This window comes from Luteimonas sp. gir (assembly GCF_037198055.1).
GTDB classification, from domain to species: Bacteria; Pseudomonadota; Gammaproteobacteria; order Xanthomonadales; family Xanthomonadaceae; genus Luteimonas; species Luteimonas citri_A.
Genome location: NZ_JBBAXQ010000010.1, coordinates 1 through 13,148, shown reverse-complemented (window position 1 = coordinate 13,148; position 13,148 = coordinate 1). Strand labels below are relative to the sequence as shown.

General features: G+C 69.6%; 13 protein-coding genes. 12 read left to right on the top strand and 1 reads right to left on the bottom strand.

The window, feature by feature from the left end:
• Positions 1–51 precede the first annotated feature (51 nt).
• The 10 genes from rpoE (at position 52) to recO (ending at position 9,366) form a co-directional block, all read left to right on the top strand.
• Positions 52–678 carry an RNA polymerase sigma factor RpoE gene (rpoE, locus tag WAF18_RS12730; protein ID WP_337245435.1) on the top strand — a complete coding sequence of 209 codons (627 nt, stop codon included), beginning with the start codon at positions 52–54 and terminating at the stop codon, positions 676–678.
• Positions 675–1,634, top strand: coding sequence for a sigma-E factor negative regulatory protein (locus WAF18_RS12725; RefSeq protein ID WP_337245433.1), 960 nt, complete (start codon positions 675–677; stop codon positions 1,632–1,634). The genes rpoE and WAF18_RS12725 overlap by 4 nt, the downstream gene beginning before the upstream one ends.
• An 86-nt stretch (positions 1,635–1,720) precedes the next feature.
• A complete protein-coding gene (locus WAF18_RS12720) occupies positions 1,721–3,250 on the top strand; it encodes a Do family serine endopeptidase (RefSeq protein ID WP_337245432.1) in 1,530 nt (509 codons plus the stop codon).
• A 172-nt stretch (positions 3,251–3,422) separates the two neighbouring features.
• Positions 3,423–5,234: a translation elongation factor 4 gene (gene lepA / locus WAF18_RS12715; protein ID WP_337245431.1), complete on the top strand. Its 1,812-nt coding sequence runs from the start codon at positions 3,423–3,425 to the stop codon at positions 5,232–5,234.
• Between the two features lie 93 nt (positions 5,235–5,327).
• Entirely contained in the window at positions 5,328–6,122 is a 795-nt protein-coding gene (lepB, locus tag WAF18_RS12710; RefSeq protein ID WP_183426338.1) for a signal peptidase I, read from the top strand.
• Positions 6,123–6,151: 29 nt separating this feature from the next.
• Positions 6,152–6,532, top strand: a complete 381-nt coding sequence (locus WAF18_RS12705) for a DUF4845 domain-containing protein (protein WP_183426337.1) — start codon at positions 6,152–6,154, stop codon at positions 6,530–6,532.
• On the top strand, positions 6,516–7,199 hold the full coding sequence (gene rnc, locus WAF18_RS12700) for a ribonuclease III (protein WP_337245428.1): 684 nt from the start codon (positions 6,516–6,518) through the stop codon (positions 7,197–7,199). The genes WAF18_RS12705 and rnc overlap by 17 nt, the downstream gene beginning before the upstream one ends.
• Positions 7,200–7,253: 54 nt before the next feature.
• Complete coding sequence (era, locus tag WAF18_RS12695; protein WP_337245426.1) at positions 7,254–8,159, top strand: GTPase Era; 906 nt, start codon at positions 7,254–7,256, stop codon at positions 8,157–8,159.
• Between the two features lie 14 nt (positions 8,160–8,173).
• Positions 8,174–8,608 carry a GFA family protein gene (locus WAF18_RS12690; RefSeq protein ID WP_337245425.1) on the top strand — a complete coding sequence of 145 codons (435 nt, stop codon included), beginning with the start codon at positions 8,174–8,176 and terminating at the stop codon, positions 8,606–8,608.
• Between the two features lie 17 nt (positions 8,609–8,625).
• Positions 8,626–9,366, top strand: coding sequence for a DNA repair protein RecO (gene recO, locus WAF18_RS12685; RefSeq protein ID WP_337245424.1), 741 nt, complete (start codon positions 8,626–8,628; stop codon positions 9,364–9,366).
• A 12-nt stretch (positions 9,367–9,378) separates the two neighbouring features.
• Here the strand turns inward: recO and WAF18_RS12680 are convergent, their stop codons facing one another.
• Positions 9,379–10,113 (bottom strand): response regulator, encoded by a 735-nt coding sequence (locus WAF18_RS12680; protein WP_337245423.1) that lies wholly within the window; start codon positions 10,111–10,113, stop codon positions 9,379–9,381.
• Between the two features lie 34 nt (positions 10,114–10,147).
• On the opposite strand from WAF18_RS12680, the gene WAF18_RS12675 reads away from it, so the two are divergent.
• Positions 10,148–12,184 carry a hypothetical protein gene (locus WAF18_RS12675; protein WP_337245422.1) on the top strand — a complete coding sequence of 679 codons (2,037 nt, stop codon included), beginning with the start codon at positions 10,148–10,150 and terminating at the stop codon, positions 12,182–12,184.
• A gap of 35 nt (positions 12,185–12,219) precedes the next feature.
• On the top strand, positions 12,220–12,819 hold the full coding sequence (locus WAF18_RS12670; RefSeq protein WP_337245421.1) for a YdbL family protein: 600 nt from the start codon (positions 12,220–12,222) through the stop codon (positions 12,817–12,819).
• Positions 12,820–13,148 lie beyond the last annotated feature (329 nt).

Here is a 13,148-nt window from a genome sequence, read left to right as displayed (position 1 = left end):
CCGCCTGTCTCATTGCCCGTGCCAGGCCGGGCCCTGAAGGAGGTCCGGCCGATGGCCGAACAACGCGACAGCCCGGAGTACGGAAATCTGGACGAGGAACTGGTCAAGCGGGTACAGCGCGGTGATACCGCGGCGTTCGACCTGCTGGTGCGCAAGTACCAGCATCGCATCGCCGCGTTGATCGGGCGCTACGTGGCCGACTGGAGCGAATGCCAGGACGTCGCCCAGGAGACCTTCATCCGCGCCTACCGCGCGATCGCCAGCTTCCGCGGCGAGGCGCAGTTCTACACCTGGCTGCACCGCATCGCTGTCAACACCGCCAAGAACCATCTGGTCGCGCACAACCGGCGGCCGCCGACCGACGACGTGGATGTCGACGACGCCGAGCACTTCGAATCGGCGATCCGTCTGCGCGACGGCGACACGCCGGAACGTGAACTGATGCGTCAGCAACTGGAACAAACGGTGGTGCGTGCGGTCGAAGCCCTGCCTGAGGAACTGCGTGTGGCGATCAATCTGCGCGAGGTCGATGGTCTGAGCTACGAGGAGATCGCCGAACGCATGGGCTGTCCGATCGGCACGGTGCGTTCGCGGATCTTCCGGGCGCGCGATGCGATCGATCGCGAACTCAGGCCCCTGATGGACAACGAGAGACAAGTGGAGCGCGTGACCCGATGAGCCCTTCCGACGACATCGATGCCCTGCAGCTCGGTCCCGATCCGGACAAGCTCGAGCTGTACCACCGCCAGCAACTGTCGGCGATGCTCGACGACGCGCTGCCGCAGGACCAGGCGCGCTTCCTGCGTCGCCGGCTGCAGCACGACGCCGAACTGTCGGCGTGCTTCGAGCGCTGGCAGGTCTGCGGCGACGTGCTGCGTGGCCGCCACGTCTCGCTGCTGCCGCCCGATTTCGCCGATCGCGTTGCCCGCGGCATCGCCAACGACGGCGTCGCAGTCGCGCCGGCCACGGTCAATCGCCGTTCGCGCTTGCTGGGCTGGGGTGGGGGTGGCGCGGCGCTGGCCGCCTCGGTTGCGCTGGTTGCCTTGTTCGTCGGCCGCCCCGGCGGCGCGCCGGGCGAAGAAGAGACGATCGCGCTGCCGCCCGCACGCATCGCCGCGACCAGCGAACCGCTGGCCACCGATGCCGCAGCCGATGCATCGGCCTTCGCCCATGAGCCGGCGGCGCCGGTGCAGGCGGCCGCAGCCGCGGGTGCGGCGGCGATCGCGATCGCCGAAGTCCCCAGGCGCAGTCGCGGCGATCGCGCGGTCGCATCGCCAGTGACGTCCCCGATGCGCGACGCGGCGACGGTCCAGATAGCCGCCGCGGCGACGCCGTCGGAGGGCGCGGCGGATGCGCTGGTGCCAGCGCCGGTCGCCGCGCCGGGGGTCGAGGCCGCCTTCGCGGCCGCTGCGTCCGACGCTGGGTTGCCGGCCGCGCCGTCGATTGCGCGGCCTTGGCCCAAGGCGAGCGATCTGGCGTCCGATGCCCGATTCTCGGTCCGCTATGGCGGCGGCTTCGACGCGCCGTCCTGGGCCCGCAGCGACGCGCCGACCAGTGACGTGTTGCCGAGCTTCCCGGTCGAATCGGGCGACACACGCCAGGCGTCCGACCAAGCGTCCACCGCGCAGCCCTGAGCGCCGGGTCCAGCCGTCCCGGCGTGTCGCCGCCCTGCGGCGACCGACTCTCCCTGTCTCGAACTTTCGGATTCCCCATGACTTCGATGAAGAAATCCCTGTTGGCCGTGTCCCTGGTTGCGGTGCTGTCGGCGGCGACCACGGCGCTCGTGCTGCCCAATGCGACCGCGCAGTCGAACGCGCCCTCGGCCGCCGATACCGCCAATACCGTCTCCGCTACGCCCCAGGCGCCGCTGGTCAGCGGCCTGCCGGACTTCACCCGGCTGGTCGAGCGAGTGGGTCCAGCCGTGGTCAGCATCGAATCGACCGCCGGCACGCGCCAGACGCGTGGCCAGCAAGTGCCCGACGATGCACAGATCCCGGAGATCTTCCGGCGCTTCTTCGGGCCCGGCTTCGAGTTCCCGGGCGGACCCGGCGGCCCCGGGCAGAGCATGCCGCGCGCCTCGATGGGCACGGGCTTTCTGATCTCGTCCGATGGCTATCTGCTGACCAACCATCACGTCATCGAGGGTGCCGACGAGGTCAAGGTGCGGCTGTCGGACCGGCGCGAGTTCCAGGCCGAGGTCGTCGGCAGCGATCCCGAATCCGATGTCGCCGTGCTCAAGATCAATGCCAGTGGCCTGCCGATGCTGCGCATGGGCAATGCGGCTGCGGTCAAGCCCGGGCAGTGGGCGGTCGCGATCGGCTCGCCGTTCGGCTTCGAGCAGTCGGTGACGGCCGGCATCGTCAGCGCGGTGCAGCGCTCCAATCCCTACGCCAACCAGCAGTACGTGCCCTTCATTCAGACCGATGTGCCGATCAACCGCGGCAATTCGGGTGGCCCGCTGCTCAACGTCGCCGGTGAGGTGATCGGGATCAACTCGCAGATCTTCAGCAACTCCGGCGGCTACATGGGCGTGAGCTTCGCGATCCCGATCGATGTCGCGTCCAATGTCGCCGACCAGATCAAGCGCACCGGCAGCGTGCAGCGCGGGCAACTCGGCGTGCAGATCGGGCTGGTCGGCGCCGACGAGGTCGCCGGCTTCAAACTGCCCGATGCGCGCGGTGCATTGGTGACCGTGGTGGCGCCGGGCAGTCCGGCCGAGAAGGCCGGACTGGAACCGGGCGATGTGATCCGCGCCGTCGATGGCACGCCGATCAACACCTTCAGCGACCTGCCGCCGCTGGTCGGCAGCAAGGCGCCGGGCACTCGGGTGAAGCTCGAAGTCTTCCGTGACGGTCGCAGCCGCAACTTCGACGTGACCTTGATGCAGCTCGACGGCCAGGCCTCGGCCGGGTCGCCACGCACCACGCCCGACCGCGGGACCACGCCATCGACGCAAGGCAACCCGCTCGGCCTGGCCGGCCGCGACCTCGACGCCGCGCAGCGTCGGCAGTACGGGCTGTCGAACGACGAGGGCGTGCTGGTGACCGGGGTCGGCCGCGGCGCCGCGGCGACTGCGGGCATCGCCGCGGGCGATGTGATCCTGCGCGTGGGCCGGACCCCGGTCGCCAGCGCGGTCGCGCTGGACCGCGCGCTGCGCGACGTCAAGCCGGGCGATACGGTGATGCTGCTGGTACGCGGCCGCGGCGGCGCCACCCAGTACCGCGCCGTCTCGGTGCCCGACGCGCCCTGAGTACGCGCGCCGGCGCTGCGTTCATGCCAGGCCCGCGGCCGACGCCGCGGGCCTTCGCTTGTCAGGCGCCGGGCGTCCTGCTGCTTCGTGGGCGTCGCACGGCGACCGCGGCGCGGCGGCGGCCGCCATGCGATAATCGCCCGTTATCCCGACGACGGCCCGGCCGCCGCACATGACCCACGATCCCATGCGGAATATCCGCAACTTCTCCATCATCGCCCACGTCGACCACGGCAAGTCGACCCTGGCCGACCGCATCATCCAGCTCTGCGGCGGCCTCCAGGCGCGCGAGATGGAGGCGCAGGTGCTCGACTCGAACCCGATCGAGCGCGAGCGCGGCATCACGATCAAGGCGCAGTCGGTCTCGCTGCCGTACACCGCGCGCGATGGCCAGACTTACCATCTGAACTTCATCGACACCCCCGGCCACGTCGACTTCAGCTACGAGGTCAGCCGCTCGCTGGCCGCCTGCGAAGGCGCCTTGCTGGTGGTCGATGCGGCCCAGGGCGTGGAGGCGCAGTCGGTCGCCAACTGCTACACCGCGGTCGAGCAGGGGCTCGAGGTGGTGCCGGTGCTCAACAAGATCGACCTGCCCACGGCCGACATCGAGCGGGCGAAGAACGAGATCGAGGCGGTCATCGGCATCGATGCCGAGGACGCGGTCGCGGTCAGCGCCAAGACCGGCCTGAATGTCGAGGAGGTGCTCGAGGCGATCGTGCACCGGATCCCGCCGCCCAAGCCGCGCGACACCGACAAGCTGCAGGCGTTGATCATCGACTCGTGGTTCGACAACTACCTGGGCGTGGTCTCGCTGGTGCGCGTGATGCAGGGCGAGATCAAGCCCGGCGCCAAGCTGCTGGTGATGTCGACCGGGCGCAGCCACCAGGTCGACAACGTCGGTGTGTTCACGCCCAAGCGCAAGCCGTTGCCGCAACTGCGGGCCGGCGAGGTCGGCTGGATCACCGCCTCGATCAAGGACGTGCACGGCGCGCCTGTCGGCGACACCCTGACCCTGGCCGGCGACCCGGCGCCCAGCCCGCTGCCCGGTTTCCAGGAAATGCAGCCGCGCGTGTTCGCCGGCCTGTTCCCGATCGACGCCGAGGACTATCCAGCACTGCGCGAGGCGCTCGAGAAGCTCCGCCTCAACGACGCCGCGCTGCGTTTCGAGCCCGAGAGCTCGGAGGCGATGGGTTTCGGGTTCCGCTGCGGGTTCCTGGGCATGCTGCACATGGAGATCGTGCAGGAGCGGCTGGAACGCGAGTACGACCTCGACCTGATCAGTACCGCGCCCACGGTGATCTACGAGGTGCTGCGCACCGACGGCGAGATCGTCAGCCTCGACAACCCGGCCAAGCTGCCGCCGGTCAACCAGATCGAGGAGATCCGCGAGCCGATCATCCGCGCCAACGTGCTGACCCCGCCCGACTACGTCGGCAACGTCATCACGCTGTGCGAGGAGAAGCGCGGCACGCAGATCGGCATCAGCTACCTGGGCAGCCAGGTGCAGATCAGCTACGAGCTGCCGATGGCCGAGGTCGTGCTCGACTTCTTCGACAAGCTCAAGTCGGTCAGCCGCGGCTACGCCTCGCTCGACTACCATTTCCTGCGGTTCCAGGCCGGACCATTCGTGCGCGTGGACACGCTGATCAACGGCGACAAGGTCGATGCGCTGTCGCTGATCGTCCATCGCCAGCATGCCGACCGCCGCGGCCGCGAGCTGACCGAGAAAATGAAGGACCTCATTCCGCGGCAGATGTTCGATGTCGCGATCCAGGCCGCGGTGGGCTCGCAGATCATCGCCCGCACCACGGTCAAGGCGATGCGCAAGAACGTGCTGGCCAAGTGCTACGGCGGCGATATCTCGCGCAAAAAGAAGCTGCTCGAGAAACAGAAGGAAGGCAAGAAGCGCATGAAGCAGGTCGGCCGCGTCGAGATCCCGCAGGAAGCGTTCCTGGCGGTGCTCAGCAACAGCCGTGATTCGTGATCGCGGGTCGGTGACCGGCGTGCGCCATGGCGACGCCGCGTTGTTCCCGATCATCGATCGCCCATCAGGCACCACCGCTCCCGAGGAGCTCGCATGAAATGGTTTGAGACTGCATTGGTCGTCCTGACGCTGCTGACCGGCGTCATCTGGTTGCTCGACAAGCTGGTGCTGGCCAAGCGGCGCGCGCGTCGCGGCGGGCTGATCGAGGAGAAGGAGCCGGTCGCGGTCGACTACGCCAAGGCCTTCTTCCCGGTCCTGTTCGTGGTGCTGATCCTGCGCAGTTTCGTCGCCGAACCGTTCCGCATTCCGTCCAGTTCGATGATGCCGACGCTGCTGATCGGCGACTTCATCCTGGTCAACAAGTTCAGCTACGGCATCCGGTTGCCGATCACCAACAAGAAGGTCATCGACATCGGCGAGCCGGCGCGGGGCGACGTGGTGGTGTTCCGCCCGCCGCAGCATCCCGACCAGGACTGGATCAAGCGCGTGATCGGCCTGCCGGGCGACACGGTCGAGTTCCGCGACAACCAGGTCTTCGTCAACGGCACCCCGTTCGGCTATCAGCGGCTGGGCACCTACGAGGGCGTGGGGCGCGGTGCGGAAATGACCGGCGCCTCGCTCTACGAGGAGACCATGCCCGGTCGCAGCCACGAGATCCTGCACATCGACGAGGCCGCGCCGTTCCATATGGGCGAGGGACGCTACGAGGTCCCGCAGGGCCATTACTTCGTCATGGGCGACAATCGCGACCGCAGCGACGACGGCCGCTTCTGGGGTACGCTGCCCGAGACCCAGCTGCGCGGCAAAGCGTTCCTGATCTGGATGAACGTCGATTCGCAGGCGCCGGGCTGGGTCGACTGGGGCCGGATCGGCAGCAGCATCCGCTGAGCCGGTGGACGCGACCTAAGGGGAACACCATGAAACGTACGCAACGCGGCATCACCTTGCTGGGCTTCGTCGTCGTGCTGGCGCTCATCGGCTTCTTCGCCTACGTGGGCATGAAACTGTTTCCGATGTATTCGGAGTACTACAGCGTGCGCTCCGCGCTCAAGGGACTGGCGGCCGAGCCGGGCATCGCCAGTGCGGACACCGCGCGGATCCGCGAGCTGTTCTTCCGTCGCCTGCAGATCAGTTACGCGGAGACCGTCAAGCCCCAGGATGTGACGATCACCCGCGTGCCCGAGGGCCTGCGCATGGACGTGAACTACGAAGCCCGCAAGCCGCTGATCGGCAATCTCGACGTGGTCGGCCGCTTCCAGGCCACCCAGACATTCGCAGGCGATGGCGGGCGCGGTTGACCGCCAGCAGGGCCGGTTCGCAGGGCATGTGTTCGGCGATCCGGGGTTGCTGGCACAGGCGCTGACCCACCGCAGCGCCGGTGCGCCCCACAACGAGCGGCTGGAGTTCCTCGGCGACGCGGTGCTCGGTGCGCTGATCGCCGAGGCGCTGTTCGCGCGCTGCCCCGGCGCCGACGAAGGTACGCTGACGCGGGCACGGGCTGAACTGGTGCGCGAGTCCTCGCTTGCTGCGGTCGCGCGCGAACTCGATCTGGGATCGCGTCTGGTGCTGGGCCCCGGCGAGATGAAGTCCGGCGGCCATCGTCGCGACTCGATCCTGTCCGATGCCCTCGAGGCGGTGATCGCGGCCGTCTACCTCGATGCCGGACTGGACACTTGCCGCGCGGTGGTGCTGCCGCTGTTCGAGCGCGCATTGGCGGCGCTGGTCAGTGGGCGGATCGCCAAGGACGCCAAGACCCGGTTGCAGGAATGGCTGCAGGCGCGGCAGCGCGCGCTGCCGGTCTACGAATTGCTGGCCGAGACCGGCGAGGAACACGCGCGGACCTTCATCGTGCGCTGTGTACTGGCCGATGCCCCGATCGCCGCCGAGGGGCAGGGCAGTTCCCGCCGAGCGGCCGAACAACAGGCTGCCGAGGGCGTGGTCGCGCTGCTCGAAGCCCGCGCCTGAGCGCGGCGGACCGTCGCCGCCGAGCGATGCGGGGTTTTTCCGTAGAATGCCGGCATGACAGATCCCCATTCCGCGCCCCATCGCGCCGGCTTCGTTGCCGTCATTGGCCGTCCCAACGTCGGCAAGTCCACCCTGGTCAACGCGCTCGTGGGCGCCAAGGTCAGCATCGTCTCCAACCGGCCCCAGACCACCCGGCACCGTCTGCTGGGCATCGCGACGCTGCCCGAGGGCCAGTTGCTGCTGGTCGATACCCCCGGTATCCACCGCGAGCAGAAGCGCGCGATGAACCGGGTCATGAACCGTGCCGCGCGCGGTGCGCTGGAAGGCGTGGATGTCGCGCTGCTGGTCGTGGTCGCCGGGCGCTGGGATGAGGAGGACACGCTGGCGTTCGATGCGCTGCGCAATGCCGGCGTGCCGGTGGTGCTGGTGGTCAACCAGATTGACCGGATGAAGGACAAGACCGCGTTGCTGCCGTACCTGCAGCAGGTCGTCGACGGACGCGAGTTCGCCGGTGTGGTGCCGCTGTCGGCGCTCAAGCGCAACGGCCTGCAGCAACTGGTGTCGACGGTGCTGCCGCTGCTGCCCGAGCAACCGGCGCTGTACGGCGAGGACGAAATCACCGACAAGAGCCAGCGCTTTCTTGCCGGTGAGCTTGTGCGCGAGCAGTTGATGCGCCAGCTCGGCGCCGAACTGCCATATGCCACGACCGTGGAGATCGAAAGCTTCACCGTGGACGGCGCGATGCTGCGTATCGGCGCGGTGATCTGGGTCGAGCGCGACGGCCAGAAGGCCATCGTCATCGGCAAGGGCGGTACGCGGCTCAAGGACATCAGCACCAAGGCGCGCCTGCAGATGGAACGGCTGTTCGACGCCAAGGTGTTCCTGGAGACCTGGGTGCGCGTGCGCCAGGGCTGGTCCGACGACGAAGCGGCGCTGAAGGCCCTGGGCTACGGCGAGTGACCGAGGGCGCGGCCATGCACCAACGAGATGAGGCGGCGCGACTGCAAGGCCGTTGCCTGTGCGGCGGGGTGGTGCTGAGCGTGCCCGCCGGGACCCACGAGGTGCATGCCTGCCACTGCGGGGCCTGCCGCCGTTTCCACGGCAGCTCGGCGCTGCTGCTGCCGGTGGGCACCGCGCTGCGCATCGAGACCGGCGAGGCGCTGGTGCGCAGGTTCGCGTCCTCCGACTGGGCCGAACGCGCGTTCTGTGCGACCTGCGGCAGCAGCCTGTTCTTCCGGACCACCGGCGATAGCCACCATTACGTTGCCGCGGGGGTGTTCGATACGATCCCGAAGGCGCATTTCGCACTCGAGATCTTCATCGACGCCAAGCCCGACTGGTACAGCCTCGCCGACCCGGACGAAAGTCTGACCGGTGAGGCGTTCTTTGCCCGCATCGGCGCGGGCTAAGGCGACGCCCGACGTCGGTGCGTATCGAGAACGAGCCCGCGTTCGTCCTGCATGCCCGGCCATGGCGGGAGACCAGCCTGCTGGTCGAGGTCCTGAGCCGCGAACACGGACGCCTGGGCCTAGTGGCGCGGGGCGTGCAGGGCCCGAAGAAGCATGTGCTGCGCGCGGCGCTGCAGCCGCTGCAGCATGTGCGGCTGGATGCGCAACTGCGCGGCGAGCTGGCGCAGTTGCGCGGCGCCGAGGCGCTCGACGCCGCGCCGCGGCTGCTCGGCGATGCGATGCTCGCCGGCTTCTATCTCAACGAGCTGGTGCTGCGCCTGGCGCCGCGCCAGGATCCGTTGCCCGAGTTGTACGACGCCTACGCTTGCGTGCGTGGGCGCCTGGCGTTGCCAGGCGAATTGGCCTGGAGCCTGCGCCGGTTCGAGCGCGCCTTGCTCGATGCGCTCGGCGTGGGCCTGCCGCTCGACACCGATGGCGACGGCCACGCGATCGACCCGGCGGCGCGTTACCTGCTCGACCCCGAACACGGCCCGCGCCGACTGCACCTCGACGGCGGCGTGGCCTCGCGCAGTGCGGCCGCAACCGGGCGTGCCTTGCTCGCGCTGGCCGCCGATGGCGCGGCCCCCGACAGCGAGGACCTCGCCAGTCTGCGGCGCGCCTTGCGTGCCGTGCTGGCGCATCACCTGGGCCCGCGGGGCCTCAAATCCTGGGAACTGGCGTCCCAGTTCGCGCGGCGCGGCGCGCCGGACGAGCGGTAGGCGCCCGCGCACTCACGCTGCCGCCAGCGTCGCGTCGATGGCGGCGAGAAACCGATGCAGCGCCGGCTCCGATTCCGGCGCGGCGTGCAGGCTGGCGGCGGCTGCGCACAGGCGGTCGGCGCCGACGAAGCCGCAGCCGGCCCGCAGCTTGTGCAGCAGGCTGCGCATGGCGGGGGCATCGCCTCGCCGCGCCGCGAGCACGATGCCATCGCGTGCTTGCGGCAGTTCGCCGAGGAACAGCCCGCGCAGCGCATCGGCGTTGCCGACGTTGCCACCGACGGCCGCCAGCGCGGCCCGCGTGTTCCAGACCACCGGGCGCCCGGACGCACAGGGCTCGATGTCGTCGTCGGCCGGCGTCGGGCGCGGCGGCGGGGACGGGGCGACGACCGGTGCAGCGACCAGGCTGCGAATCGCGGCGCGCCAGTTGGCGGCCGTCACCGGCTTGCTCAGCGCGAGCAGAAAACCGGCCGCGCGCAGGGCATCGAGCGATTCGCGTTCGCGCTCGGCGGTGTGCGCCAGGGCCGGCGTGTCCAGCCCCTGAGCGCGCAGGCGGGCGAGCAGCTCGATGCCGCTGCCGTCGGGCAGGTTCGCGTCGATCAGCCAGGCATCGTGGGTATCGGTGGCAGCCAGCGTCAGGGCATCGGCGACCGTTCCAGCCACATCCACCTCGGCGGGCAGTGCCGACGCTGCGGCGAGTAGGAAACTGCGGCTCGTGGGGTCGTCTTCGACCAGCAGCAATCTGGGCATCGGTCGCTCCATGCGATGAAGGTATCCTGCGGCGATGCCTCGCCGCCTGTTGCCGATCCTACCGCTGTTGCTGGCCTGTGTGCCGGTCGCGCAGGCGCGGACGGTCGAGGCCCGGATCGCGCATGTCGACACCCCGGTCGCGGCGATGACCCAGGTCCGGCTGACGCTCGACTGGCCCGCCGATGCGCCCAACGGCCGGCTCCGGCTGCGCGCCGCGGACGTCGATGCCGGGGCGCTGGGGTGGCGGCTGCGCGATGTCGATTGGCGATGCCCGCTGAAACGGCTCGTGAACGACGGGCGGGTGCGTTGGCACTGCGAGGGGCCCGTCCGCGACCGCTCGGGGACTGCGCTGCGGCTGGCGCTCGAGCTCGATGAGCAGGACCTCGATGCCCGCCTGGCGGGCGAGGGCGGCGCCCTGACCCTGGCGCGCCGGGCGGCCACGCCCGAGCGCACGACCATCGACCTCAAACGCGTGCCGGCGGCCTGGGTGCAGGCACTGGCGCAAAGCGCTTGGGAGGCCGCGCAGCTGCGCAAGGGGCGGCTGGATGGCGCACTGCGGATCGATGCGCCGGATGCGCAGCCGCTGCGCGTCGCTGGCAACCTGGCCGTGCACGATCTGGCGCTGGAGACTGCGGACGGCGCGATCGCGACCGAAGGTGTCGCCGCCGACTTGCGGCTCGACCTGCGCCTGCCCGACGCCGGCCCCGCGCTGCAGCTGGACGGCACGTTGCATGGGGGCGAGTGGCTGTTCGGCGCGGCGTATCTGGCCTTGCCGCCCGCGCCGATCGGGATCGGCCTCGACCTCCAAGGCAGCGCTGACGGCGGCTGGAACTTGCCACGCCTGACCTGGCGCGATGGCGATACGTTGCAGCTCGAAGGCGCCGGTGCGTTGTCGGCCGACGGCGCGCTGCAGGCCCTGTCGCTCGATGCGACGAGTCGGGACGCCCATGCGCTGCCGGCGCGCTACCTCTCCGGCTGGCTCGGCCCGGCCGGCTTGTCGGGGCTGTCGCTGCAAGGCAGCTTCGACGCGTCGCTGGCGCTGGCCGACGGTGTGTTGCGCACCGCGGACCTGCGCCTGCGCGGCCTGGATGTCGGCGACGCGCAGGCGCGGTTCCGCTTCGACCGGATGGACGGCGCGCTCCGCTATTCGGCGACCACACCGGTGCACAGCACCTTCGCCTGGCGCGGTGGGGCGCTGTACGGCATGCCGTTCGATGCGGCGGCCTGGAGCCTGGAAAGCGCCGGAGGCCGTATGCGGTTACGCGAGCCGGTCGCGTTGTCGTTCCTCGGCGGCGAGATCGGGTTCGAGGCGCTGGCGTTGCAATTGCCAGGGCATGCCGAGCGCGACGGCGACGGTCTGCGGATGCGCACTGCACTGCGGCTCGACAACCTGGACATCGGCCGGTTGGCGCAGGCGCTGGACTGGCCGGCGTTCGAAGGCAGCCTGAGCGGTCTCATCCCGACGGTGCGCTATGCGGACAACCGGATCGACTTCGACGGCGGGCTGGCGATGCAGCTCTTCGACGGTCGCGTCGACGTCTCGTCGTTGTCGATCGAGCGGCCGTTCGGCGTCGCGCCGACGGTCACCAGCGACTTGGCGTTGCAGGGGCTGGACCTGCAGGCGCTGACCGGCGTGTTCGGCTTTGGCAGCATCGAAGGACGGCTGCACGGACGGATCGACGGGCTGCGCCTGGTCGACTGGGGCGCCACCGCATTCGATGCCGAACTGCATACCGAACGCACGCCCGGGGTGCATCAGCGCATCAGCCAGCGCGCGGTGCAGGACATCTCCAGCGTCGGCGACGCCTCGTTCGTCACCAGCCTGCAGGGCAAGGCGATCGCGCTGTTCGACGACTTCGGCTATCGCGGTATCGGCATCTCCTGCCGGCTGCGCAACCAAGTCTGTCGAATGGGCGGCCTGCATTCAGCGGGCAACGCCTTTACTATCGTCGACGGCGCGGGCCTGCCGCGGCTGGACGTCGTCGGTTACAACCGCGACGTCGACTGGCCGACGTTGGTCGAGCGCCTGGCTGCCGCCGCTGGCGGCGACGTGGCTCCGGTCATCGACTGAGCGCCACGCCCCGTATCGATACAGGAGAACACCCGATGGCGCGTTGGATGGGATTGCCGGCCGTGGCCGCGCTCGCACTGACTGCATGCGTGACGATCAACGTCTATTTTCCCGCCGCCGAGGCCAAGGAAGCGGCGCGCGAGTTCGTCGAGAACGTGATCGGCGACACGCCGGCCGCGCAGCCGCCTGCGCCGTCGACGACGCCGGGCGGCGGCATGGCCCAGCGCGGCACGGGCTTCGATCCGTGGATGCTGCTGGGCATCGGCACCGCCCAGGCGCAGACCCCGGATGTCACGATCCGCACGCCGGCGATCCAGGCGATCCAGTCGCGCATGGAGCAGCGTTTCAACGGCACGCTGCGGTCGCATTTCGATTCCGGCGCGCTCGGCTTCGGCAGCAATGGCCTGATCGTGGTCCGCGATGCCTCGCAGTTGCCGATCAAGGACCGGGTCGCGGTCAACACCGCGGTTGCCGACGACAACCGCGACCGCCAGGCGGTGTACCGCGAGATCGCGGTCGCCAACGGCCATCCCGAATGGGAGTCGCAGATCCGCGACGTGTTCGCGCGCCAGTGGATCCAGAGCGCGCGTCCGGGCTGGTGGTATCAGCAGGGCGGGAGTTGGACGCAGAAGTAGGATCTTCCCGAGTGCGGGAATGGGTTTCACTTCGGAAGGGTCGCGGCCTGCCGGCCGGAAGCCGCTCTTCCCTCGGCAAGTCCGCTGCGCGGTCCGGCTACACGAAGCACGCGTAGCGTTCGCATGGGGGCGCGGCATGCCGCGCACTCCATGCTGACCTGCCTTGACTCGGGCGCGCCTCGCGAAACTGCACTCTGACCCCGGTTGACCTCAGCTTTCCTTCTGCGTCTACCCGAAGTCGGGTTGCAACCGTCCATGGCAGCGGACTGGCGGCTGGTGGCCGCGTCGAGCGCGCCATGGATGGCGCGCGCCCGAGTCAAGGCAGGGTG

Coding starts and splice junctions, on each gene's coding strand:
- rpoE (WP_337245435.1), top strand. CDS start 52: ATGGCCGAACAACGCGACAGCCCGGAGTACGGAAATCTGGACGAGGAA.
- WAF18_RS12725 (WP_337245433.1), top strand. CDS start 675: ATGAGCCCTTCCGACGACATCGATGCCCTGCAGCTCGGTCCCGATCCG.
- WAF18_RS12720 (WP_337245432.1), top strand. CDS start 1,721: ATGAAGAAATCCCTGTTGGCCGTGTCCCTGGTTGCGGTGCTGTCGGCG.
- lepA (WP_337245431.1), top strand. CDS start 3,423: ATGACCCACGATCCCATGCGGAATATCCGCAACTTCTCCATCATCGCC.
- lepB (WP_183426338.1), top strand. CDS start 5,328: ATGAAATGGTTTGAGACTGCATTGGTCGTCCTGACGCTGCTGACCGGC.
- WAF18_RS12705 (WP_183426337.1), top strand. CDS start 6,152: ATGAAACGTACGCAACGCGGCATCACCTTGCTGGGCTTCGTCGTCGTG.
- rnc (WP_337245428.1), top strand. CDS start 6,516: ATGGCGGGCGCGGTTGACCGCCAGCAGGGCCGGTTCGCAGGGCATGTG.
- era (WP_337245426.1), top strand. CDS start 7,254: ATGACAGATCCCCATTCCGCGCCCCATCGCGCCGGCTTCGTTGCCGTC.
- WAF18_RS12690 (WP_337245425.1), top strand. CDS start 8,174: ATGCACCAACGAGATGAGGCGGCGCGACTGCAAGGCCGTTGCCTGTGC.
- WAF18_RS12680 (WP_337245423.1), bottom strand. CDS start 10,113: ATGCCCAGATTGCTGCTGGTCGAAGACGACCCCACGAGCCGCAGTTTC.
- WAF18_RS12675 (WP_337245422.1), top strand. CDS start 10,148: ATGCCTCGCCGCCTGTTGCCGATCCTACCGCTGTTGCTGGCCTGTGTG.
- WAF18_RS12670 (WP_337245421.1), top strand. CDS start 12,220: ATGGCGCGTTGGATGGGATTGCCGGCCGTGGCCGCGCTCGCACTGACT.